This is a genomic window from Nostoc sp. DedVER02 (assembly GCF_034530675.2).
Lineage (GTDB): Bacteria > Cyanobacteriota > Cyanobacteriia > Cyanobacteriales > Nostocaceae > Nostoc.
The window spans coordinates 1-22,651 of sequence record NZ_JAVRCP020000015.1 but is presented as its reverse complement, the minus strand read 5'-3'; the positions used below and the strand labels follow the sequence as shown (position 1 = coordinate 22,651).

Genomic DNA, 22,651 nt, shown 5'->3' with positions numbered 1-22,651 from the left:
CTATGGGCAATCAAAGCATTAATCAGTTATTGCGTTTGTTAATACATCTACAAGACTCATTTCTTCTAAGTCATCTAAAGTAACCGTGTCGCAAATATCAAATTTAGCACCGACACTTTGCAACTGGTCATCTAAAGCTTTGAGGAACTTAGTTGCTTGAGCATCTGAACCTACTTGAATTATCGAAATTCCTAATTCTTCATCACGTTCCATCTGGCGAGTAGCATGAATAATGACTTCAAATACAGCTTTGCGATCGTCTGGTTCACCATCAGTAATGACTAAAATTGTCTCTCCGTTTGGCTTTGTTTTACCGGCAGCTTTGCGTTGAAAGTAGTTATTGAGTGCATCCTGAAGCACACCTGCTAAATTTGTCGTTCCAGATGGGTCATTTTCAAGAAATATCTGTGCAACCTTCGCTGAGGTGACATCATCGTAGCGTTTAAATCTACCAGAAAATACATAAACAGTGATGCCATCGGGGTCAAACTGTTCGGCCTTTCTTGCCAAAGCGAGTGTAGACTCTTGGGCAATCTCCCATCTACTTCTACCACCCACTTGGTCGGGTGTGGACATACTACCACTTTTGTCAATGATTAATGTGTAGTCGCGATCGCTCATCATAATTTCCCTCTGATTGTTACCCTGCAATTCTAGTCTAACTCCGTTTTTTTACTAGTAAGCAAGGCTTTTAAGCTTTTGTATAAATTCTGCTAGTTCCAAAAACCTGGCAACACTAAAAGATGGGTTTGCTTGTTGCATCCATATATAGTCTGGGAATAATAAAGACTACTTATGCTGACACACACGGAGCTAAATGAACGTGAGCTTGACAAATCTCACCTTGCCTTAAACTTGAATAAAAGTGTGTTCCTATCTGAAGTCGGAGAGGGGCGGTTTTACTGCGTAAAACCAGGGAGAGGTTTCTTTATTGCTTAATTTTAGAAATAAATTCCAGTATGAACAATCCTAGATTCCTAAATAACCCGGCGCAAAAACACAACACGCAGCAGCAAAACTTCTCCCTGGCATTTCTGCATCAGATGGTCAATGCCATCTCTGACCCCATTTTTGTAAAAGACCGTCAACATTGCTGGGTATTACTTAACGATAGCTACTCTAATTTTATCGGTCATAGCCGAGAAGAATTAATTGGCAAATCAGACTACGATTTTTTTCCTCAAGTAGAAGCTGATGTGTTTCGACAAAAAGATGAATTGGTTTTCACCACAAATATTACTAATGAGAACCAAGAGCTTTTTATCGATGCTCAGGGTATAACCCATCTCATCTCTACCAAAAAGTCTTGCTTTGAAGATGAAACTGGTAATAAATTTCTCGTGGGTAGTATTCGAGACATCATTTTACAGAATGAAGTCGGCATTCTGGGTGTGACTGACAGAGTTACCGATATTACCGATCTTATGCAAACCTGTGAGGTACTTCGAGAAACCCTAGAAGAACTCCAGATAGTTGAAGAAGAACTGCGCCAACAAAATGGAGAATTAGCGATCGCTCGTGAAACAGCAGAATCAGAACGTCAGCGTTACCAAGATTTATTTGAATTCGCCCCAGATGCTTACTTAGTGACTGATATCGCCGGCATCATCAAAGAGGCTAACTATGTAACCGCAGCCTTACTATCTGTAAAACAAAACCATCTGATAGGTAAGCCATTCATCCTTTTTATAGCTGAACCAGACCGCAAAGGCTTCATGAACAAACTGGCAAATTTACAGCAAGTGCAGGATTGGGAAGTCTGTTTAAAGTCACAAGGAGGTACAACCTTTCCTGCTAGTGCCAAGATGGTTGCTATGTATAATTCACAAGGTCAGCAGGTCGGCTGGCGTTGGTTACTTTGCGACATCAGCGAACAGCAAGCCATACTACGCTTACGCCAACAAGCAGAGAAAGACCTACACCGCATTAATGCTGTACTCCAAGCTCAACAAGAAGCTTCCATCGATGGAATTCTGATTATTGATGAAAATCGTACAGTGACATCATCCAATCAGAAATTCTCCCAGCTATGGCAAATTCCTGCGGTAGTTCTCCAAACAAACGACGATCGCCAACTCCTCGAATGGGTACTAGACAAACTAGTAAATCCAGAAGAATTTGTAGCTAAGGTGGAGTATCTTTACCAGCATCCAGAAAAAACTAGCCGTGATGAAATTTTCCTCAAGTCTGGAAAGATTTTTGAGCGCTATTCTGCACCTGTGCGTAAACACCAAGGAGCTTGCGGTGAAACATCTTCTTTAGGAGACGATTACGGTAGAATTTGGTATTTTCGGGATATTACCGAACACAAACAAGCAGAGGCAGAACTTAGGGCTTCACAACAAAGACTAGCATTGCTGATTGAACAAACACCTTTAGCCATTATTGAATGGAATACCCACTTTGAAGTTCAGACATGGAATCGGGCAGCAGAAAGAATCTTTGGATATACCACAGGGGAAATGCTGGGGAATCGTTTTGAGATGATAGTACCTGAAAACGTCAGAAAGCACGTAAATGAAATTATTGCAGCCCTCTTAACCCAATGTGGAGGAAGTTTTAGTGTTAACGAGAACATCACTAAAGATGGCAGAAAGATGGTCTGTGAGTGGTATAACAACCCGTTGGTAGCCCCTGATGGTCAGGTTATTGGCGTTGCTTCAATGGTGTTAGACATCACAGAGCGCAAACGCGCCGAAGAGGAACAGCAAAAATTTGTCGCGTTGATTGAAAATAGTAGTGATTTTATTGGCATTGCTTCAATGGAAGCGCAAATTCTCTATGTAAACCCTGCCGGACTCAAGATGGTAGGACTTAGTAGCCTGGAAGCAGCTAAAGCCCAGTCAATAGCTGATTTTCATTCACCAGAAGCTTTTGCAGAGTTTCAGCAACAAATTATGCCTTTGATGTCTCAACATGGTTTTTGGCAAGGTGAGTTTCGCCATAGGCATTTTCAAACTGGTATAGAAATTCCTACTGATTGCAGCCTGTTTATAGTTAAACATCCTGAAACAGGAGAGCCTTTTTCTCAGGTAGCTGTTGCTCGGGATATTACAGAACGTAAACAAGCTAAGGAAGCCTTGCTAAAGTCGGAAGCGCAACTACGACAACAAACTGAAGAACTTAAAGTTGCACTCCACGAACTTCAACACACTCAGACTCAGTTAATTCAAAGTGAGAAGATGTCTAGTTTGGGTCAACTAGTTGCAGGAGTGGCACACGAAATCAACAACCCGATCAATTTTATTTATGGCAATCTCAGCCCTGCCAAGGAATATACTCAAGATTTACTTTCACTTTTGCAACTTTACCAAAGTCATTATCCTGAACCCATGCTAGAAATTCAGGATTTTATAGAACAAATCGAACTAGACTTTTTGAAATCAGATTTCCCGCAAATAATCAACTCCATGAAAGTTGGGGCAGACCGCATTCGAGAAATTGTACTTTCCCTGCGAACTTTTTCGCGCTTGGATGAAGCCGAAATGAAAGCTGTTGATATCCATGAGGGAATCGATAGTACTTTGATGATTTTGCAAAGCCGCTTCAAGGGTAATAACCAACACCCAACAATTCAAATAATCAAAGAATATGGCGAACTACCCCTAATTGAATGTTACGCTGGGCAGCTAAACCAAGTATTCATGAATATTTTGTCAAATGCGATCGATGCTTTAGAAGAGAGAGTAGAGAGTGGGGGTGAGGGAAACAAGGGGAATAACCAATGCCCAATTCCGACAATTAGCATTTGCACTCAGCTACAAGAGCCAAATCAGGTAACAATTAAGATTGCCGATAATGGATTGGGAATACCAGAAGATTTGAACAAACAACTATTTGATCCCTTCTTTACCACCAAAGCCATCGGCAAAGGAACGGGAATGGGGCTTGCCATTAGCTACCAGATAATTACAGAAAGACATGGCGGTTCCTTAGAATGTATTTCGCAGCTAGGACAAGGTGCTGAGTTTGTAATTAAGATTCCTCTGATTCAATATAATTCGTAATTCGTAATTCGTAATTCGTAAGTTTAATAGTTTTTATAAGATTAGATTTATAAAGGTTATAAAAAAATAGCTAACCTACTTATCATATTGCTAAACTTGGAAAATTGGGATGCTCCCAAAATTATGTTGTGTATCAACTACAATGCGTCGTTTTAGGTTTTTATTAATCATTGTTTGATGATAATCGAGCTTCCCTGTAGGGGAAATTCATGAATTGCCCCTACAACAGATGTTGTTTTTCAAATCATCTATATTTGCTCTTTTCTATCAGTTATATCAAGGGACTGGGAACTGGGTGAAAAGTCTTTTTGTGTCTAAGTTTCATGATCTGTTGATGTCCTAACCACCTTGACTGTTGTTAGAACTAGTAATTACGAATTACGAATTACGAATTACGAATTATCTCAATGCCTCCACTTCTTGGGGAACCTTCATTTGATCGAGAATTCCCCAAATTTCTTGTAACATCGGCTCTAACCCGGTGCGGGTAACTGCTGAAATCACAAAAACCGGAGCGTAGGAGAGATGATTAAGTTGGGTAGCTAACGCCTCTAAATCGACAGTTTCCCGATCGACTGCATCAATTTTATTTAGCGCCAAAATTTGCGGACGTTCTGTTAAACCCCGTCCATAGGCTTGTAATTCTTCCTTAATTGTGTTGTAATCCCTAACCACATCATCACTAGTGGCATCAATCAAATGAAGTAGCACTCGCGTGCGCTCAATATGGCGCAAGAAATCATGCCCTAACCCAGCCCCGTGAGATGCTCCCTCAATTAGTCCAGGAATGTCGGCGAAAACAGTACCATCGCCAGTTGGTTTCCGCACTACACCCAAATTTGGGATCAGGGTAGTGAATGGGTAGTCTGCAATTTTTGGACGTGCAGCCGATAATGATGAAATTAAAGTGGATTTACCAGCATTTGGTAAGCCAATAATCCCTACTTCTGCTAAAAGTTTTAACTCTAGGCGCAACTGCTTTATTTCCCCTGGTAATCCTGGGAGGGCGTATTCTGGGGCGCGGTTACGGTTACTCAAGAAATGCTGATTTCCGAGTCCACCTTTACCACCTTGAGCAATCAGCAGAGTCTGCTTAGGCTCAATTAAATCCCCTAGTAACTCGCCAGTTTCAGCATCATAAATGGTTGTACCACAAGGAACTTCGATGATTAAATCCTTTCCTGCTGCTCCAGTGCAGTTATTTGGCCCACCACGAGTTCCTTTTTCTGCCTGAAAGCGATGGTTATATCTGAAGTCCAGCAAGGTTTGGAGGTTTTCATCGGCAACGAAAAATACCGAACCGCCTCGTCCCCCATTACCACCAGAGGGGCCACCAGTCGGCACGTATTTCTCTCGCCGGAAGGCGACAATACCATCGCCGCCCTTACCAGCTTCAACTTCAATTTTTGCTTGATCGATAAATTGCATACTTTTAGAGTTTTGAGTTTTGAGTTCTGAGTTCTGAGTTCTGAGTTATAAATTATAAGTTTTTAATTAACTTTAATTCCTCACTCTTTACTTTTAACTCCTAACTCCCCACTCTTCAACTCAGCACTCATTACTCAGCGCTCAAATATATGGTGAAACATCTTCACCGCATTTATCTGCTAAATAAGAGAGGGCGCGGAAACGTAAGCCCACCAATTGCTCATACAAGGGGTTAATTTTACACATGGGCGGGATGTGGACAATCTTGCGTCCAAATAGGGTGACATCGCGCTCAAAGGGACACTGGGAGGGAATCATTTTACACAAAAAGCGGGCTACTCTTGGGTCTTGGATATCTAGCCCATCGAGCCAGTCGCGCAGGGGGTGTAGTGCATCAATTTGACGCTTTGTAAGTCCAGGGCTGGCGATCGCAGGGGTAAGTTGCTGTGGGTGTTCTAGGGTGTGGCGAAGGGGTTCTAGTAAATTCTCTGGCTGTTCTAAGGCTTGACAGAATTGATGTAGCACTTCATCTTCGCTGGGGGAATAAGTGCCATCTGCGATCGCTACCATCACTGCTGTCCTTAAGAAATTTTCGGCAGATGGTGTACCTTTACCCAACACTGCGGCTAATTCTTCTGGCGTAATTACCTCTAGTGATTCGCATTCAATCTTAGGAGCTAATTCATTTTTGGTAATGTTAGCAATTAATTCCTGTTCTTGGGCATCAAAATTACCATCTGCCCAAGCAATGGTGAGCAGCCCACGCAACCAAGCGGCAATCTGTTCGCTGCTGTAGGGGGATTGAACGGTACTTGTCATAAACTCACGTCTGGTAGCTTTCCTCAGTCACTACTAAGCTACCCTACCCAGCCACTAGGAAGATAGTGGGAGGAGCAGAGAAAATAAATTAGAGAAGTTTTCAAATCGCAAAAGTCGATCTTAGGGTAAAATCCATTTATGCCATTATTGAGAATCTTTATAGTTAAAGTGTATCTGATTTGAGTATCTCAACTATTCGTGCTACGTCTCTTTGAGAGTTCTGGACAAAGCATATTTAATTTTTGGAAATATATATTAGGTAGATTAGGTTAACTTTAAGCAATCAAGGTATTAATAATGTTTTTCTTTGGCATTGAGCATGAAGTCGCTTTCCTAAACGAAGAAGGAAAGTTTGCTGATTTTTCCCACACAAAATTTGCTGATTTTAATCAAATTATTGAAAAGCTACCCACATATCCCAGCGACTATCCCCAACTGCGCGTAGGTGATGCGGGTATTAAGATGAAGAGATGGTACATTGAGGGATTTGAAAGATTTGCAGATTCTGATGAAGTGATTGACTGTCATGTTAAAGGTATTGAAATTAGAACAACTATACATTCTAATATTCAAGGCGCTATTACAGAATTATCAGAAAGTTTTCATTTACTCCGTGAGGTTGCTGCTAACTTTGGTTTATCACCAGTTCTAGTCAGTTTCAATCCCTACAATCAAGCCTTTGAGCCTCAGCCCCCATTAAACGATTATGAAATTAAACAGTTAGAGGCTTATCCTGACGAACAAACTGCTAATATTCACATGGTATCCTATGGGCCAGATTTAAATATTTCAGTGGCAGATATGTCTAGTGAAAATATAATTGATATTGGCAAAAAGTTAACTTATTACAGTCCTTATATCGTTCCTTTTAGTTATAGTTCCCCTTTTTATAAAGGAGGTTTATGGGATGGTTTATCGGTACGAACATTTATCAGAACTGGAAAAAGACCAGCAGCCTTAGTTTTTGTTCAGAAAGAGGAACAACTGATTGATAGCACACCTTCCTTAACAAAAATTGCCCGAATTCCGGCTGAAGTGGGACGCATTGAATTTAAGGCTTGTGATAGTTGCGATAATTTTTTAATCTACGCGGCTTTACTGGCGTTATTAAAAGGTTTGGTATTAGATGAAACTTTGCTGGGTAGAGCAACTGTACCCGATGCAATGTTACATCAAACTTCTGCAAAAGAAGCTTTTGACAACGAGAATATTTTTGAGAATGCGACAAAAGTCTTGCAAGCAGCCGAAGTAGCTTTGGGAGACGATCCAGATGTTCACTATTTAACGCCATTAAAAGTACTGCTGGCGAACCGAAAAACTAGATCCCATGAATTAATAGAATTGTTCCATCATGGAAATTCAATAGAAGAGGTAATAAGGCAGACTTATCAGTTTTAAAGAAAAGATTTAGTATCCACCTTAAAAAGGAAGAATTTTCATACAAATTTATACTTTACAAACATCCTCTAAGGTGCATATTACCGAAAGTTCTTTGAGTGGATAAAGTCGAGCTAACTGAATATAAATAATAGAGTCATTAAGTCACAACTATATTAAGTCGATATATCTAGAGACTGATATTATTACAACCAAAGATAGAGGAAAGTTCATTCTAGAGATTGATGCAGGCTTTAGCATTTTCCAAGTAAAAGTAGAAACAGGGAGCCTTGAGAGAAGAATGTCAATATTGAATGTAATAATTTTGCTAACAGAATTAAAGTGGTATTTGCTTATTATACCTTGCTAATTCGATGCAAAAATACAAAGACAATTAGACAATCTGCTCATTAGGTTCGTTTTACAAGAACTTCCAGATTGAAACGTAGCTTGCTAGTTTTCTTATTGCTCAAATTTGTTTGCCAAATTAAAGTTATAAGCTTCTGCTCTTTCACTGAAAGTTCTGCGTTGTTCAAGCTGTTATTGAGGATTTCAAATGAAGATTGTTGCTTCTGTTTTATCTATCTTAAGCCCAGTACGTTTTTTGGTTGTGGCTTTTACTTGCGCCATACTATTGTTATCTAGTGCTTTTCCTGCTTTTGCGATCGATAGCTACCAAAGCGATCCTACCGAAGCTACTACACAATTGCTTGACATTCAACGCAAAACTGACGAAGCTGCTAAAGCACCACCAATAGGATTGAGAAAGACTCAAAAAGAGACTAACGAAGGACTAAATGAGGTTCAGGGAGCGGCTGATATTGATCAGCAGAAGCGTCCAGAAAATTCCCAGAGTGCAACCACTGTGGAAGAAAATATAAAGAATGTATTGGAAAAAGTTACGGGTAAGTAACTAAATTAATAGTTCTGGTAATTTTTTGTTAATAATGGGTGATTGTGTAAAAGCAGTCGCCCATTACTAATTAGTTGGGAGCTTAAAAAATAATAAACTTCCCTAAATGATAAAAATCCGGTTTGATTTGAAGAAAAAATTGGTAGTGGCGTGTTAGCGACAGCGTAATGCACCATTATCAAGAATTTGGTGCGTTACGAACTTCGTTCTAACAGATCCTACAATACCTAATTTTATTCAAAAATCAAATACTATAGCGTTTCCTAATCTGCTTAGGTACTTAGTACGTCACTAATAAATTGGGCAAATCTCTGCGTAACTCTGCGCTTTCCTCTGTGCCCCTCTGCGTTTAAAAACATTTTTTATGTACCTCACTTACCTGAGAATCGCTATATTCCTATACTACCTATTAAGACATAGGCAGAACTAGGAATTAGGTCATTAATTTAAACTCATAATGTTTCCTTTGGTTGATGTGGAATGTATATGAAATTTGAGAAGTTAGTAAATAAGTTTGCTTAGGGATGGAAAAAGAATGCGTGCGATCAACATTGGTTTGACTGAAGAACAGCGTCAAGGTGTAATTAATCTGTTAAATCAAGATTTGGCAGATGCCTATTTACTGTTGGTAAAAACCAAAAAGTATCACTGGGATGTCGTTGGGCCTCAGTTCCGCTCTTTGCACCAACTTTGGGAAGAACACTACCAAAAACTGACTCTAAATATTGATGCCTTGGCAGAGCGGATTCGTGCTTTGGGCGGTTATCCAGTTGGCACATTGGAAGGATTTCTCAAGATTGCTACCCTTAAGGAACATGCTGGTAATGTTCCTACAGCAACAGGGATGGTAGCTAATCTAGTGGAAGATCACGAGCAGGTTATTCGTAATTTAAGAGACCATGTGGATCAGTCTGGCGACGAGTTCCACGATCAAGGAACTGCTGACTTTCTGACTGGACTCATGGAAGAGCATGAGGAAATGGCTTGGATGCTGCGTTCATTTATTGAAGGGGAAGCACTGGGCCCAGATGGTAGACAGCCAGCAGAAGGAGCTAAGACTCCTGTAGGTGTCTAGCACATAACTTCTGACTTGAGGATAGGTGTCTGTGAAACCATTTAAAAGGAGGAATCAATCCTCCTTTTAACTTGAGTGAAAGAACATATCCATTGCAAAAACAACATAATAAGTAAGTGGGTCAAATTAAATATAAAACCTCACCCTGCCTCCGGCTTCCCTCTCCAAAGTATCTGAGAGGGATTGAAGGTGAGGTTTAATCTTATATTTAATTACGCCTACTTACTTATCAATAAGATTGATTTTAAACACAATCACTACATTGAGATCCTGGGCGAATTCTTTGTGAAGCAAAGGGACTTGATAAATATCAGTTTGAATTTCATCCTCAATATCACTTAAGCCCTCTGTACGATGCGCTGCTGGAAAATGACAACCAGAAGCAGGAAACCGCCCCGAAGGACAAGCTGCCACCAGGGGGTAATAGTCCCCTCAAGATTCAGCAGGTTGTACATCATTCCGAGCAAAAGCACACCAGCAAGCGTCGGAAACACGCTCCCCTGTCCCCCACCAAGAAACGTTCCTCCCATGACCGCCGCAGCGATCGCATCGGTTTCCCAGCCAAAGGCGGCCACAGGCTGGCCTGCCCCTAGACGACCTGCGAGAATTACACCCGCCAGTCCGGAAAGCAGACCGCTAATTGTATAAACCGCAAGTTTTACCCGATCTGGACTCACACCCATGAGTCGGGAGGACTCTTCGTTGTCACCAACAGCGAATATGTGCAAGCCTAATAAACTCCTGTGCAGCATAAACCAAGCTGCAAAATATAACAGCACAACTAAAAGCACCGGGACAGGAACCGGGCCAATGAATCCCCTACCTAGCCAAACAAGTCCTGATACTGTCGATGATACGGCAATCGACCTCTCCCCGGTGATGCTCAACGCCAGTCCCCGCGCCGCACTTGCGGTAAATAACGTGACAACAAACGGCTGGATTCTGGCGCGGGACACGAGAAGACCGTTGACTAGACCAAGTAAAGTGGTGCTGGCAATACCGCCGACGATCGCTATAAGGCTTCCTTGTCCCGCTAGCATGGCAGCAACGACACCGCCTAAAGCCACCAGCCCACCTACAGATAAATCGATTCCTCCGCTCAAAATCACAACAGTCATGCCCAGCGCCACGATCGCCAGCATACTGTTCTGTCGCATAATGTTCATCAGGTTAAGCGGTGTCAGAAAGGTTTCATAACGCAAGGATGCAAACAAAGCTAAACAAAAAAGCAACAGTAGCGCACCTTGCGAGGTAAGTAGTCTCGCCACGCGCGTACCGATAAGGGCAATCCTGGTGGCAGCCATTCTTGTTAGACCTCCCTTGGGCGCTGTAGAACAACAGCGAAAAGAATAATTACAGATTTCAAAACTAATGACCAGGTGAAGGGAATCAACAGCATATTGAAACTGGTAGAAATTACCTGCATAATTAAGGCTCCGACAACAGTTCCCAGCACATTTGCACGACCACCAGAGAAGGGCGTACCGCCAACAACAACAGCCGCGATCGCATCGAATTCGGCGTTGACACCAATCTTGCTCGGATCGCCCATCGCCAACCTTGCTGTCTCGATTAGCCCAGCCAACCCAGCCAATAGAGCGCTAATTATATAAACAATGGATTTTACACGCTCTGCACGGATACCCGCCAGCCTTGCTGCCTGTTCATTGCCGCCAACTGCAACGATGTAACGCCCAAAAATTGTAGAGCGGATACAGAAGAACGCGGCTGCAATCACAACTCCTGCAATCACAACCGGAATCGGGATCGGGCCGATATAACCCTTACCCAAGGCTTCAAAGGTAGCATGAGCAAAGGGAACAATTTCACCGTCCCCGATCACCTGAGCAATTCCCCGCCACACAATCAAAGCCGCCAAGGTGGTAATTAAAGGCTCAAGTTTCAGTCCTGTGATGAGAAAGCTGTTGAGAATGCCAATCAACAGGGCGCTTCCGAAAGCAGCTAAAAGAGCGATCGCCATCCCATACTTAATCAGCAATGCCACAATAATTGAAACCAATGCCATAGTAGAACCAACCGTGAGGTCAATACCCCGTGAGGCAATGACAAACGTCATTCCAACGGCAACGATCATCGTTGTAGATACCTGGAGCAACATATTTAAGGTGTTGCTAAAGGTAGCAAAACGCGGAGTAAACAGGGCGTTTGCAACATAAAGAATTAGGAGCGCCGCAGGTGCGCCGAAGTTTGGGTTCCACAGAGTTCCCCAAGATAAACCGAGCTTCTTAATATTCATTTGCGTCTTGCTCTTTCTTGGAATCTGCACCTTCCGCCATAGCGTGCAGAATTTCTTTGATGTTCTTCTGCTCGCCACTGAGTTCTGCAACTGACCGCCCATCACGCAGAACCACGACACGCTGTGAGCCTTCAACGAGTTCTTCCACTTCCGAGGAAATCATCAGCACTCCCAGCCCTTGCTCTGCAAGTTCAGCAATTAGTCGCTGAATCTCACTCTTTGCCCCAACGTCAATACCACGGGTCGGTTCATCGAGGAGAAGCAGTTTCGTATTTTTGCACAGCCATCGCGCCAGAAGAACCTTCTGCTGATTACCCCCCGAGAGTTCGTGAATCTTCTGCTCGGCGCTGGCAGCTTTGATACCAAGACGCTGCATGAAACGGTTGACGAGTTCGCCTTGTCGTTTTTTGTCAACGATACCCCATCGCGTCAGAGACGGTAGGGCAGCGAGTGTGAGGTTTTCGCGCACCGAAAGTTCAGGAATGATCCCATCTGCCTTGCGGTCTTCTGAGAGGAAAGCCATTCCCGCGTTGATGGTATCATGGGGACTATGCACTTCGAGAAGATTACCTTCGAGTTTTACAGTTCCAGCGTCGAGTGGTTCAGCGCCAAATACAGCGCGCGCCGTTTCGCTACGACCAGAACCGAGCAAACCCGCCAGCCCAACGATTTCACCATGCCGGACTTCAATTGAGACACCAGCGAGTCGGTTTTGATATTTCAGGGCTTGGGCTTGCAACAGCACTGGTTGACCTGCCGCGTTTTGCGATCGCTCTGTAAACGCTGTGACTCCTTTGCTTACCTCATCCGGCTGGCGACCCAACATATAACAGACGAGATCCAGACGATTGAGGGTGTTTAACGGCTGCGTCACGATGTTACGCCCATCACGTAGAACCGTCACGCGATCGCACACGGCGTAAAGTTCTTCAAAACGGTGGCTGACGTAGACGATGGCTGTCCCTTCTGACTTCAGACGACGCATAACGTTAAACAAAACAGCAACCTCAGTTTCCGTTAGGGAACTCGTCGGTTCATCGAGAATCAGCACCCGCGCCCCAAAAGATATAGCACGGGCGATCGCCACCATTTGACGATGTGCAATATTGAGCGAACTCACAAGCGATCGCGGATCGATATCCAACCCCAAGCGCTCCAAAATCTCGGTTGCCGTAGCGTTCATGCGCCGTCTATCAATGATGCCAAAGCGATGCGGCTCCCTACCGAGAAAAATATTCTCGGCAACGGTTCGGAAACCCACAAGCTGAATCTCTTGGTAAACAGCTACAATTCCTACTGCCTGTGCTTCTGTCGGGTTCTGAAATGCAACGCGCTTATCTTCGTACTCTATAACGCCTGAGTCCCGTCGATATGCTCCCGTCATAATCTTGATTAGCGTCGATTTACCAGCACCGTTCTCACCAACCAGCGCATGAATTTCACCTGCCTTGAGTTCAAAATCAACGCCCCACAGCGCTGGCACACCGGAAAAACTTTTCTTAATTTCCGTCATGCGGAGGACAGTTCGAGTACTCTGATTCATCGGCTTTATACCAATTCTTGAGAATTTTGCAAGAGATTCAAACTTGAAAACCTAGATTCTGTAAGACTCTCGTAATTATGAATTAATATGCTTCATTCACAAAATCCTTAGCATTTGTTGCGTCAAAAAGTCTGTCCTTAAGAATAATTCGCGGTGGAATTTTTGCACCTGCAAAATACTTTTCCATTGTGGTAAAAACAAGCCGGCCAAAACGTGGGTTTGACTCGACACTCACACCCAACTCACGGCGGATAATCGCCTCAAGTGCAGATTTTTGACCATCAATTGAACCGATAATTACATCCTTACCAGGCTTCATACCTGCGGACTTAATAGCTTGGATTGCACCCAATGCCATTTCGTCGTTGTGAGCATACACTGCGGTAATCTCAGCACCCTTGGCTTGGATAATGTTTTCCATTACGCGCTGGGCCGCAGCCCGGGAAAAATCCGCCGTCTGCGAGGCGATAATCTTCATATTGGGATAATCAGCGATCGCATTGCGAAATCCCTTAGCCCGCTCAATTGCAACCGATGAACCTGCTGTTCCCGTAAGTTCCACAATAGATGCCTTACCATCAGTTGCTTTGGCCAGCCATTCACCCACACGGCGACCTTGGGCGATGAAATCCGACCCTAAAAAGCTAACGAAGTCCTCGCCTGGTCTTCCCGCCGCTTCACGATCGATGAGAAACACCGGAATTTTTGCTGCTCTCGCAGCTTCCAAAGCCGGCGTAAGACCTTCATACTCACGTGGTACGAGGAATATGGCATCAACTTGGCGGGCGATCAAATCCTCAATGTCAGAGAACTGCTTTGATGTCTGCCCTTGTGCGTCCGTCATCAAAAAGTCGTAAGTTTCCTTACGTTTGGCGGCTTCAGCTTTGATACTATTCGTTTCAGCGACGCGCCACGGCCCGATGTTCTCGGTTTGCGAAAATCCGACAATGTTTTTCGTTTTCTCACGCACGCAACCAGCTAGCGAGAAAGCCGCGACGGTAATCGCAACGTAGACTCTAAATACTAAAAACCTTGACATATAAACTCGGATAATTGAGTATCCGAAACAGGCTTCATTTTTCATCAACTCAAAAGAATATTTTTAATCCTCGAAATGGTGAAAACCAATATTATTAAATCTGATTCTTTAAGTATATTGAAAATTTACCTCAATAGTAGGCAAAAACAAGCCGTAAAAATACATCTATCTTCTTATTGTTGAGTCTGCTATTTCAAATTTATAGTAGAATCCAAACCTTTTATATTAAGTTAGTTTGATGTGTAGGTTACATATTAGCTTAATAAAAGTAGAATTAAATTTCTACACTATCTCTATTTTTTCACTTTTCGTAACAAGCAAGTAGTAAACAAGTGAAATCATCAGTTTTAAATAAACAGGACTTACGCAATAACTCTCCGAAACTCTTATTCCTTTGTGTCCTTTGCGGTTCGTTTTGTCATGATTTTGCGTAAGTCCTAATAAATCTTCTCTATGGCAATTTATAACTACCCACACGCAGATTTAACTGACCTTGACGCGGATTTTGGCTGAATATAAATGCTCCTTCTTCAGTTTCTCCACTAGATAAAAAGTCGATTTGTTGCTCTCCTGTTTCTGTAACTTTGCCGTTAATTAGTAACTCAGCCATAATCTGAACTGACTCAGCTGTATCTCCTCCACTATTCACAACTTCAAAGGGAACATAAAATTGTCCATCAATTTCTTGAATTGTTTGTTTTTTGGAGACAGAAAGGATGGGAGGTTGATTCTTTTCGTTCAGCCAAGTGTAGCCAACCAGACCAACAATGATTGCTAAAATTAGTGAGGAAATGCTGAATGTCACCCACTCAGCTATTGAGCGCTTTGGTTTTTGTTCTGTTTGAGTCATATTGCTAACCTTCCGGCTGCACCGCCAATTGTTGCAGGCAAGCCTAGCATCAATGTATGATCTAACCACATTGTCCAAGGGTCGCTAAAAGTTAATTTTTGAAAGAACCACAGCATAAAAGCGCTTGCTATTAGTGATACTAAGTAGGACATGATGGTTTCGCTCGATGGTCGTTGGAAAATTCCTTTTTGCTGTCTTCGCTTTTGCTGGTCTGAAAAGCCTGCCTGAAATACAATGCCATAAGAAATCAGTAAGGATGTGGCGATCATTGCTAACTCCCAAGATGGTGAGGCTGCGGCTGCAAGCATGGTAATTTCATCTGTTGGAGCGATGTTAAAGGCAATTATGGTTGCACCAATCAGGGTTCCACCCACATCGGCAAAGGTGGCGTTTAACTCATCGTTTTTGTTGCTGGTTGTGCTGTCCGCTTTTTGTCCTTCTCTATTGCTATTTCTACTATCTCCCAACAATTGGTTGGCTAATGCTACACCAAGAGCAAATGGTACACTTTCAAAGATGATTTTCCCTAAAGATTCTTTTAGGGAAGTTTCTAGCGTCAATTCTCGCAATAGTAGCAACACAAAGGTAGAGCAAGCTAGTCCGATCGCGATCGCTTCTACGGTATCCATTGCAGCTTGAGGATCTAGCCAGCTATATCTGCGTTTGCGAAAGCCTTCTGTCTGATTGAGCAAGTAAACCCCAATAAACATTAATGCGATCGCTATCATCATCAGTTGTGGTTTTACTAGCGATCCAATCCACCAAACCTCCATTGTGTACAGTAAAGGTATGCCAAATAAAAAGCCTCCACAAGCACCGCGAATGATATCATTAATCTCACTTTTCCATATATTCTTTTTACGTTTTGTTGCCACTCCTTTACTTTCCTTTTGTTGAAAATTTGCTTTGATTTATACTTAGGACTTAAGCAAAATTACACACAGTAGGGATAATACTCTGCGGGTTCGCCTTTGATGTTTTCGTAGAGTAGCCGTTTGCGTCTATATGAATTCCCCTAAGAAAATTTTTCTTTTTGGCTATTCTTTGCGTAACTCCTAATATTAATTTTCTATGAAAATGCATATAGTAGTTCTAAATCTTTCATAAAAGTTAAATCCCCAACTTATTGAAGAAGTCGGGGATTGCAATCATATAAATTTTCACAGATTGCTATTTGCAACCGCACTTTTAACAAAAATTAAATTCAGCTTCAGCTGTACAATTGCTAGAGATATTTTTGAAATTTAATGCTGCCTTAATTTTCATTTACCAAATCAACTAAGGCGTTGGATTGGAAGCGGACTATAGATGAAACTGAGCAACCGCGATAATTCTCAGAGGTGAATACTGATAGTGTGATATTAGCCTGACCAGGGTCTAAGATGCGTTTTACCTTGCAGGTTTGCATTTTGTTATTGCAGTAAGCAATAATGCGATCGCCAGCCTTGACATCTAACGCTTGAATTTTCACTTAATATCAACCTCGCCCAAGATTTTGTTTAGCTAAAGAAAAATACATTACTATATTTCACTTGCTAAACAATTTAAATATTCATTTTAGTATAACACAAAAAGTAAGCGTTTTAAACGCTATCAATTTCATCTAAATAATGTCAAGTTGATTTATGCTCAAAATTCTATTAAATGCTGGACTGGAAGAAAATAAACATACTTGTAGCGCAGCTGTTACAGCGCGGCATAAATCCAGCTATCATCTCAATTAACAAGATTTGTGGCAATACTACTCGGGTTTTGCATTTTGAACTCAGAATTTGGTTTGGGGAAAAGGTTACTGGGGTTGGGTTAAAGGTTTTTTCTTTCCCTTTTCCCCTTCCCCTTTTCCCCTTAACCGACAAGTATTGAGATTTGTGGCTTAAGTCTTTATTTTAATGGTAGGCAACTTTTCGCCATATTTTACTAGAGTATAAACCTTTTGCTCTAAATTTTTTTGGGTAAAGATTTTTCCTTCTATGTTTTTGTTACAATTATTGAAATTTTTACCTAAAAGTACCACTATGGCTTTATATGCTGAATTACATAGACATCTGGGCGGTTCCGTCGTACCGCGAGTTCTATGGCGATATTTTGAGCGACATTCTTCGGAGTTGATTTCCCGCTTTGCTGACTATTCAGAATTTGAAGATTTTTATACTCGTCCACGCAACAGTCTAGATGAGTATCTAGAATTACACACCCTGGTAGAAAGTGTGCAAACTGTGGAGACTTTGCCTTACTTTATCTATCGCTTGGTGCGGGGTGCTTACATTTTTGAAAATTTGGCTTATCTGGAACTGCGCTACACTCCATATTTACGAACACCTGAGCATCTGAATCAATCACAGAGGATTGACAAGATGGCGGAAATTGTGAAAGTAGTAGGACTTGCTAGCCACCAACCAGAACATCCAATTGTTACTAGCCAAATTCTTTGTATGCACACGCGCTTACCTTATGAGGTAAACAAGGCGATTATTGATTTGGCGGCGCAAAATAAGGAGTATGTCTGTGCAGTGGATGTAGCAGGGGGTGATAGCTATTATGCCGAACGCTTAGAAGAATGGATTAGCTTATATGATTATGCGCGATCGCTAGGCGTTAACACCACGGGACATCTATATGAAACCACCGCAGGTTGTTATCCCGAACTGTTACCCTATCTGATGCGAATCGGTCACGGTATCCAAATCCCTCTACTGTATCCAGAGTTACTTAATGATGTTGCAAGACGCGGACAATGTTTAGAGATTTGCCCCACAACTTACATAAAAACTGGTACTTTGCAGGATATCCGTCAACTCAAATTAGTTTTTGATCGTTGTTTTGATGCTGGGGTAGATATTGCTATCTGTACCGATAATGCTGGATTGCATAATGTACGTCTACCATTTGAGTATGAAAATCTCTTGACTTACGACATTATCAGTTTTAAACAACTACAAGCTTGTCAGGATGCAGCTTTCCGTCATGCTTTCGCTTGGCCTTACAGTGAACGTCCTGCATCTTTGTTGAACGATTTGTTAAAACCCGAACTACCGAAAGTTTTAGCAATCAGGGATAGTAATTAACGATCGCCTAGAGGCAACTAGAAAGTAAGGTGATTTAATGTTAATTAATGTTGAGTGTTGCGATCGCTGATTTGTCTGATGCTTTAGAGAAAGCTGTAATGCACAATAAATATCTGGCAAAAATCAATTTTTTAGAGATTAAACCACAGATGAACGCAGATAATGCATTGGCCTTTATTTGTGGTTCTTTTTTCTCTAATTTTGATTTTTGCTCAAAGTCTAATGTGCAGTACAAAAAACCAGCAATGATGGAATAAATAGACTTAGATTGAGATATCTGGGGTAAGTTTAAGCACCAACACCTTCTGTAGCACCACCAATTGAAATCCAAGCTGCAAGGCCACCTTTGATTTCCGCTACCTCAGCAAACCCTTGTCCTCTTAGAAGTTGTGCCGCCTGGGTTGTATGTTCGTCACTGTCGCCATAGATATAAATATGGCGTTCTTTATGTAGAGCAGATTTAGCTTTAGATGCCAAATCGTTTAATGGGATAGGTATTGCTCCACTGATCCGACCGTGATTGTAGGTGTGGCGATCGCGCACATCAACAATTGTAAAACCTGGTTGACCCCATTGCAAACGGGTCTTTAAATCATGGACATCAGCAACTGAATTATTACTCATAAGCTTTTCCCGCTTATAACCTCACAAGCAATTTATCAAAAATCGCCTTGTAATTGAGTTTTCAGTCTAATAAGTTAATAATTAGCAATTATAGCAAGGGACTGGGGACTGGGGACTGGGGACTGGGGACTGGGAACTAGGTGAAAAGTCTTTTTGTGTCTAAGTTTCATCATCTGTTGATATCCTAACCACCAAAGCTTGTGCTATACATCAACAATACCCCAAATTCTTAAGGGAATAGTCATTATTAGTTCATTTGAACTATCTAGCGTTTGCACTAACTGATAAAGCATGATGATGCCGACAAAGAATATGCAATGATTGACAAGGGAATTACCCGCGCCCATCAACACAGCGCAGGTGCAATTTTGGCTTTTTTAGTTCATTAACTGCTCAAAAGGTTTACTTATCTTAGCCGAATCTGTAATTAGCCGAATTTTAATCTCATGGTAGAACTCCTCTTGAAATAGCTCTACTTTCGATTGAGCCGAAAGTAGTAGTAGCGCCCAGAAAACGCTAACTAAATGACTATGTTTAGACTCATGTCCAGACCCATTTTGCTTAAGAAGTTTTGTTTGAGTCCACAACTCTACAAGTTGTTCTAGATTCAACCAATTTTGTTCTGAATTTAGCTCCCTTGCCGATAAATTCAACACTTGTTCAAGTTCCCCAGCTACTTCCGTTAGATTTTCCTGGTGAGCTAATTCCAGCGCCTCCCGCATACTTTGAACGCTGGGCAAGCGTCTGGGACGGATAGGTTTGCTGACTTTTTCTACTAGTTTTAGCTGGTTTGCCATAATCTGCAATTGCTTGATTAACTCTTGCAGAGTCACCCGGCGCTTTGGCGGCGGCATTGCCGATGGACGACGGCGCAATTGCCGTTCTAATGGTAAACGATGACCCTGATGTGATATTCCGTCTTCACCTTCTAACAGGGCATCATCTAATACGCCATCTTGAATATCTCCTACTGTTGACAATTGCATCAATGTATTGGCTTTGAACAATACCAGCATTGATGCTGACAAAAAAGCCTGTCCAGATTGAGATAAATCGGCTTCATAGCCTCTTCCTATTGACTCCGGTGCCATCAGTTCTAAGTAACGGTCAATCACCTCAATCACCTGAACATCCCAAGGGTCTATTTGTCCCTGTTCAGCTTGGTAAATCAGGAGTGTGATTGTTTCTAATAGCTCGGAAGCTTCCATCAACAGGTTCTAAGTTAATTAATAAGAATAAAAAGACCGTAAATTCAATGACTATTGGCAAAGCGTGTACTTTATACATTCGCTTGTGCTTTTTTTAATCAGGAATTGCCTGCTGGCAGTATCCCCTGAAATTATAATCAATCACTATTGTGAATTGTGAGATCGGAATGTGCAACTTTTGATATTTGGGAATTGGGCATTGGGAAAGAGGCAGAGGGGCAGAGGGGCAGAGGGGAAAGACTTGACTTACTCAACTTCTCCCCTGCTCCCTGCTCCCTGCCCCCCTGCCCCTCCTCTCTTAATCTGGAGGTGCGTCATGAGCAATGGTGACAGTTGAGACAACATTACCAGGCTTGCCGCTTTTTATCGCATCGAAAGTGCCTTTAATAGTACCAGCAATGGGAACAGCAACAAGCGTTCCTAACAGTCCAGCAATCTCAAATCCCATCAAAATAGCTACGAAAATCCAGATGGGATTCAACCCAATAAAGTTACCGAGTAACCTGGGAGCTAACAGGTTATCTTTAAGCTGCTGCATAACAATTGCTGCTATGGCAACTTGAACTGCTAACCACCAATTTTGCAACAGTACTAAAATTGTCACTAGGCCAATGCCAAGAGATGCCCCGATAAAGGGAATGAGTTCTGAAATCCCAATTAATATGGCAAACAACAGGGCAAAGGGTACCTTCATTACCAAGAAAATTGGTGTGAGGGTTAGCATCATGAATAGTCCTAGCAACAACTGGCTAAGAAAGAAGTTCTGAAAATTTAGGCGTAAGGATGCGGTAAGAGGATCTGCAATATTAGAGGGTAAAAGATTGACTAGACCATACCAAACGCGATCGCCATATAAAAGCATATAAAATGCAAGCACAATCACTAACACTATGTCAAGTAAGCCTGATAGTAGTGTTCCAGCAAATCCCACTGCCCCAGAAGCTAGCTGTTGCACTAGATTCTGAATGTTGACATTGATTTGACTGGTTACAACTCTTAGATCAATGGGCAAACGTCGTTGTTTTGCCAGCATCTCAAATTGCTCTAAGTTTGCTTGACTAGCGCCTAACCAATCAGGGATCTTATTTAACAGTTGGATTGTTTGGTCAATGATCAACGGCACTAAGGTAATGCCTAGAATCCCCAATAGGGTAAGCGTTGCTAGTAAAACTATAATTACCGCCTGAGTGCGCGTGATTCGGGCACGTTCAAAGAACTTAACCGGATAATTTAGTAAAAAAGCTAAAATTGCCGCAATGCTCAAGACGGTAATGGGATGCTGGAAATAGCGAAAAAGCACGGACAGTAGCCAGATATTAAGAGCGATAATTGGACCGCTCAGACCATAAATTAACAGTCGTTGAAGGGAGGCTGAACGGCGCATATTATGCAACCTATTTTAAATATTCCTGAGAGAATTTATAAAATTCTTGATGGCATTATCATCATAGAGATTTTTAACAAAGATATGTATAAGCGTATCTGATAACAGGAAGTAAATAAAAATGGACAAAACCGTAGCTGATCTACGCAAAGACTACACCTTGGAAGCTTTGAGCGAACTCGAAGTAGACCTCAATCCTTTTATTCAATTTAAAAAATGGTTCGATCAGGCTCTAGCAGGGCAACTCCTCGAACCCAATGCCATGACCCTTGCTACCGTTACACCAGACGGTAAGCCCTCAGCCAGAATGGTGCTACTGAAAGATTTTGATGAACGAGGCTTTGCCTTCTTCACCAACTACAACAGCCGCAAAGGACAAGAACTCGCAGAAAATCCTCTAGCGGCTTTAGTCTTTTGGTGGGCAGAACTAGAACGTCAAGTTCGGATTTGTGGCTATGTGGAAAAAGTTTCCGAAACTGAATCCGACCAGTATTTTGATACTCGCCCTCCTAATAGTCGCTTGGGTGCATGGGTATCTAATCAAAGTGAGGTGATAGAAAGTCGAGAAGTCTTGGAGCGACGTTTGCAGGAGTTCTACAGTAAATATGAAAATCAAGAGATCCCCCGACCGCCTCATTGGGGAGGCTTACGAGTGATCCCCACAGAAATTGAGTTTTGGCAAGGACGCTCTAGCCGCTTACACGATCGCTTACTCTATAGCCGTTTAGATAATGGCACTTGGAAAATTGAGCGGTTATCACCTTGAAGGGAGCAGGGAGCAGGGGAGAAATCAATTCAAAATTCAAAATTCAAAATTCAAAATTAAAGAACTTCTGTCTCCTGCCTCCTCTTTTACAATGTCCAATGCCCTATGCCCCATGCCCCGTATCAAATTACCACTGAGCGATCGCGTCTTGAATTGCTGCCCGTGCTTCTGATAGAGATTGGCTACGGGCATCACCCTCGTTGAGTCTGTTGGCGTTAATGGTTGAGTCGATGGGGAGTATTATCTCCCGCACCTCTCAGTTAGATCCGTGCGTACCCGTTTCCGTGTACACGGCT

General features: G+C 42.2%; 21 protein-coding genes. 7 read left to right on the top strand and 14 right to left on the bottom strand.

Features of this window, described 5'->3' with window-relative positions; translation table 11 throughout:
- Positions 1-18: 18 nt before the first annotated feature.
- A complete protein-coding gene (locus RMZ41_RS16530) occupies positions 19-624 on the bottom strand; it encodes a vWA domain-containing protein (RefSeq protein WP_104910068.1) in 606 nt (201 codons plus the stop codon).
- Between the two features lie 335 nt (positions 625-959).
- On the opposite strand from RMZ41_RS16530, the gene RMZ41_RS16525 reads away from it, so the two are divergent.
- A complete protein-coding gene (locus RMZ41_RS16525) occupies positions 960-4,007 on the top strand; it encodes a PAS domain S-box protein (protein ID WP_322643647.1) in 3,048 nt (1,015 codons plus the stop codon).
- 399 nt (positions 4,008-4,406) lie between these two features.
- Here the strand turns inward: RMZ41_RS16525 and obgE are convergent, their stop codons facing one another.
- Together obgE and RMZ41_RS16515 are read right to left on the bottom strand one after the other, a co-directional pair.
- Positions 4,407-5,435: a GTPase ObgE gene (gene obgE / locus RMZ41_RS16520; RefSeq protein ID WP_322643648.1), complete on the bottom strand. Its 1,029-nt coding sequence runs from the start codon at positions 5,433-5,435 to the stop codon at positions 4,407-4,409.
- Between the two features lie 141 nt (positions 5,436-5,576).
- On the bottom strand, positions 5,577-6,254 hold the full coding sequence (locus tag RMZ41_RS16515) for a Mo-dependent nitrogenase C-terminal domain-containing protein (RefSeq protein WP_322643649.1): 678 nt from the start codon (positions 6,252-6,254) through the stop codon (positions 5,577-5,579).
- A 297-nt stretch (positions 6,255-6,551) separates the two neighbouring features.
- Between RMZ41_RS16515 and RMZ41_RS16510 the strand changes: the two genes are divergently transcribed.
- The 3 genes from RMZ41_RS16510 (at position 6,552) to RMZ41_RS16500 (ending at position 9,619) form a co-directional block, all read left to right on the top strand.
- Entirely contained in the window at positions 6,552-7,652 is a 1,101-nt protein-coding gene (locus RMZ41_RS16510) for a glutamate-cysteine ligase family protein (protein ID WP_322643650.1), read from the top strand.
- A gap of 535 nt (positions 7,653-8,187) precedes the next feature.
- A complete protein-coding gene (locus tag RMZ41_RS16505; protein ID WP_322643651.1) occupies positions 8,188-8,544 on the top strand; it encodes a hypothetical protein in 357 nt (118 codons plus the stop codon).
- A 535-nt stretch (positions 8,545-9,079) separates the two neighbouring features.
- Entirely contained in the window at positions 9,080-9,619 is a 540-nt protein-coding gene (locus RMZ41_RS16500; RefSeq protein ID WP_322643652.1) for a Dps family protein, read from the top strand.
- Between the two features lie 338 nt (positions 9,620-9,957).
- On the opposite strand, the gene RMZ41_RS16495 is transcribed toward RMZ41_RS16500, so the two are convergent.
- From RMZ41_RS16495 to RMZ41_RS16465, 7 genes are all read right to left on the bottom strand, one after another.
- Complete coding sequence (locus RMZ41_RS16495; RefSeq protein ID WP_409875490.1) at positions 9,958-10,737, bottom strand: ABC transporter permease; 780 nt, start codon at positions 10,735-10,737, stop codon at positions 9,958-9,960.
- Positions 10,738-10,928: 191 nt separating this feature from the next.
- Positions 10,929-11,876, bottom strand: a complete 948-nt coding sequence (locus tag RMZ41_RS16490) for an ABC transporter permease (protein WP_322643654.1) — start codon at positions 11,874-11,876, stop codon at positions 10,929-10,931.
- The gene (locus tag RMZ41_RS16485) at positions 11,866-13,389 is read right to left on the bottom strand and encodes a sugar ABC transporter ATP-binding protein (RefSeq protein WP_322734321.1); all 1,524 of its coding nucleotides are present in this window, start codon (positions 13,387-13,389) and stop codon (positions 11,866-11,868) included. Before RMZ41_RS16485 ends, RMZ41_RS16490 begins: the two co-directional genes overlap by 11 nt.
- Positions 13,390-13,501: 112 nt before the next feature.
- A complete protein-coding gene (locus tag RMZ41_RS16480) occupies positions 13,502-14,503 on the bottom strand; it encodes an ABC transporter substrate-binding protein (RefSeq protein ID WP_322643656.1) in 1,002 nt (333 codons plus the stop codon).
- A gap of 406 nt (positions 14,504-14,909) precedes the next feature.
- Complete coding sequence (locus RMZ41_RS16475; RefSeq protein WP_322643657.1) at positions 14,910-15,308, bottom strand: TIGR02588 family protein; 399 nt, start codon at positions 15,306-15,308, stop codon at positions 14,910-14,912.
- Positions 15,305-16,183 carry a TIGR02587 family membrane protein gene (locus RMZ41_RS16470; protein ID WP_322643658.1) on the bottom strand — a complete coding sequence of 293 codons (879 nt, stop codon included), beginning with the start codon at positions 16,181-16,183 and terminating at the stop codon, positions 15,305-15,307. Before RMZ41_RS16470 ends, RMZ41_RS16475 begins: the two co-directional genes overlap by 4 nt.
- 380 nt (positions 16,184-16,563) lie before the next feature.
- Complete coding sequence (locus RMZ41_RS16465; RefSeq protein WP_322643659.1) at positions 16,564-16,779, bottom strand: hypothetical protein; 216 nt, start codon at positions 16,777-16,779, stop codon at positions 16,564-16,566.
- A gap of 544 nt (positions 16,780-17,323) precedes the next feature.
- On the opposite strand from RMZ41_RS16465, the gene RMZ41_RS16460 reads away from it, so the two are divergent.
- Complete coding sequence (locus RMZ41_RS16460) at positions 17,324-18,373, top strand: adenosine deaminase (protein ID WP_322643660.1); 1,050 nt, start codon at positions 17,324-17,326, stop codon at positions 18,371-18,373.
- A 71-nt stretch (positions 18,374-18,444) separates the two neighbouring features.
- Positions 18,445-18,630, top strand: coding sequence for a hypothetical protein (locus RMZ41_RS16455; protein ID WP_322643661.1), 186 nt, complete (start codon positions 18,445-18,447; stop codon positions 18,628-18,630).
- A gap of 31 nt (positions 18,631-18,661) precedes the next feature.
- Here the strand turns inward: RMZ41_RS16455 and RMZ41_RS16450 are convergent, their stop codons facing one another.
- From RMZ41_RS16450 to RMZ41_RS16440, 3 genes are all read right to left on the bottom strand, one after another.
- On the bottom strand, positions 18,662-18,997 hold the full coding sequence (locus RMZ41_RS16450) for a rhodanese-like domain-containing protein (protein WP_322643662.1): 336 nt from the start codon (positions 18,995-18,997) through the stop codon (positions 18,662-18,664).
- Positions 18,998-19,374: 377 nt separating this feature from the next.
- Positions 19,375-20,205, bottom strand: coding sequence for a ScpA family protein (locus RMZ41_RS16445; RefSeq protein WP_322643663.1), 831 nt, complete (start codon positions 20,203-20,205; stop codon positions 19,375-19,377).
- A 298-nt stretch (positions 20,206-20,503) separates the two neighbouring features.
- Positions 20,504-21,589 (bottom strand): AI-2E family transporter, encoded by a 1,086-nt coding sequence (locus RMZ41_RS16440; RefSeq protein ID WP_322643664.1) that lies wholly within the window; start codon positions 21,587-21,589, stop codon positions 20,504-20,506.
- Positions 21,590-21,710: 121 nt separating this feature from the next.
- On the opposite strand from RMZ41_RS16440, the gene pdxH reads away from it, so the two are divergent.
- On the top strand, positions 21,711-22,355 hold the full coding sequence (gene pdxH / locus RMZ41_RS16435; RefSeq protein WP_322643665.1) for a pyridoxamine 5'-phosphate oxidase: 645 nt from the start codon (positions 21,711-21,713) through the stop codon (positions 22,353-22,355).
- 127 nt (positions 22,356-22,482) lie between these two features.
- Here the strand turns inward: pdxH and RMZ41_RS16430 are convergent, their stop codons facing one another.
- Positions 22,483-22,608 carry a hypothetical protein gene (locus RMZ41_RS16430; protein WP_322643666.1) on the bottom strand — a complete coding sequence of 42 codons (126 nt, stop codon included), beginning with the start codon at positions 22,606-22,608 and terminating at the stop codon, positions 22,483-22,485.
- Positions 22,609-22,651 lie beyond the last annotated feature (43 nt).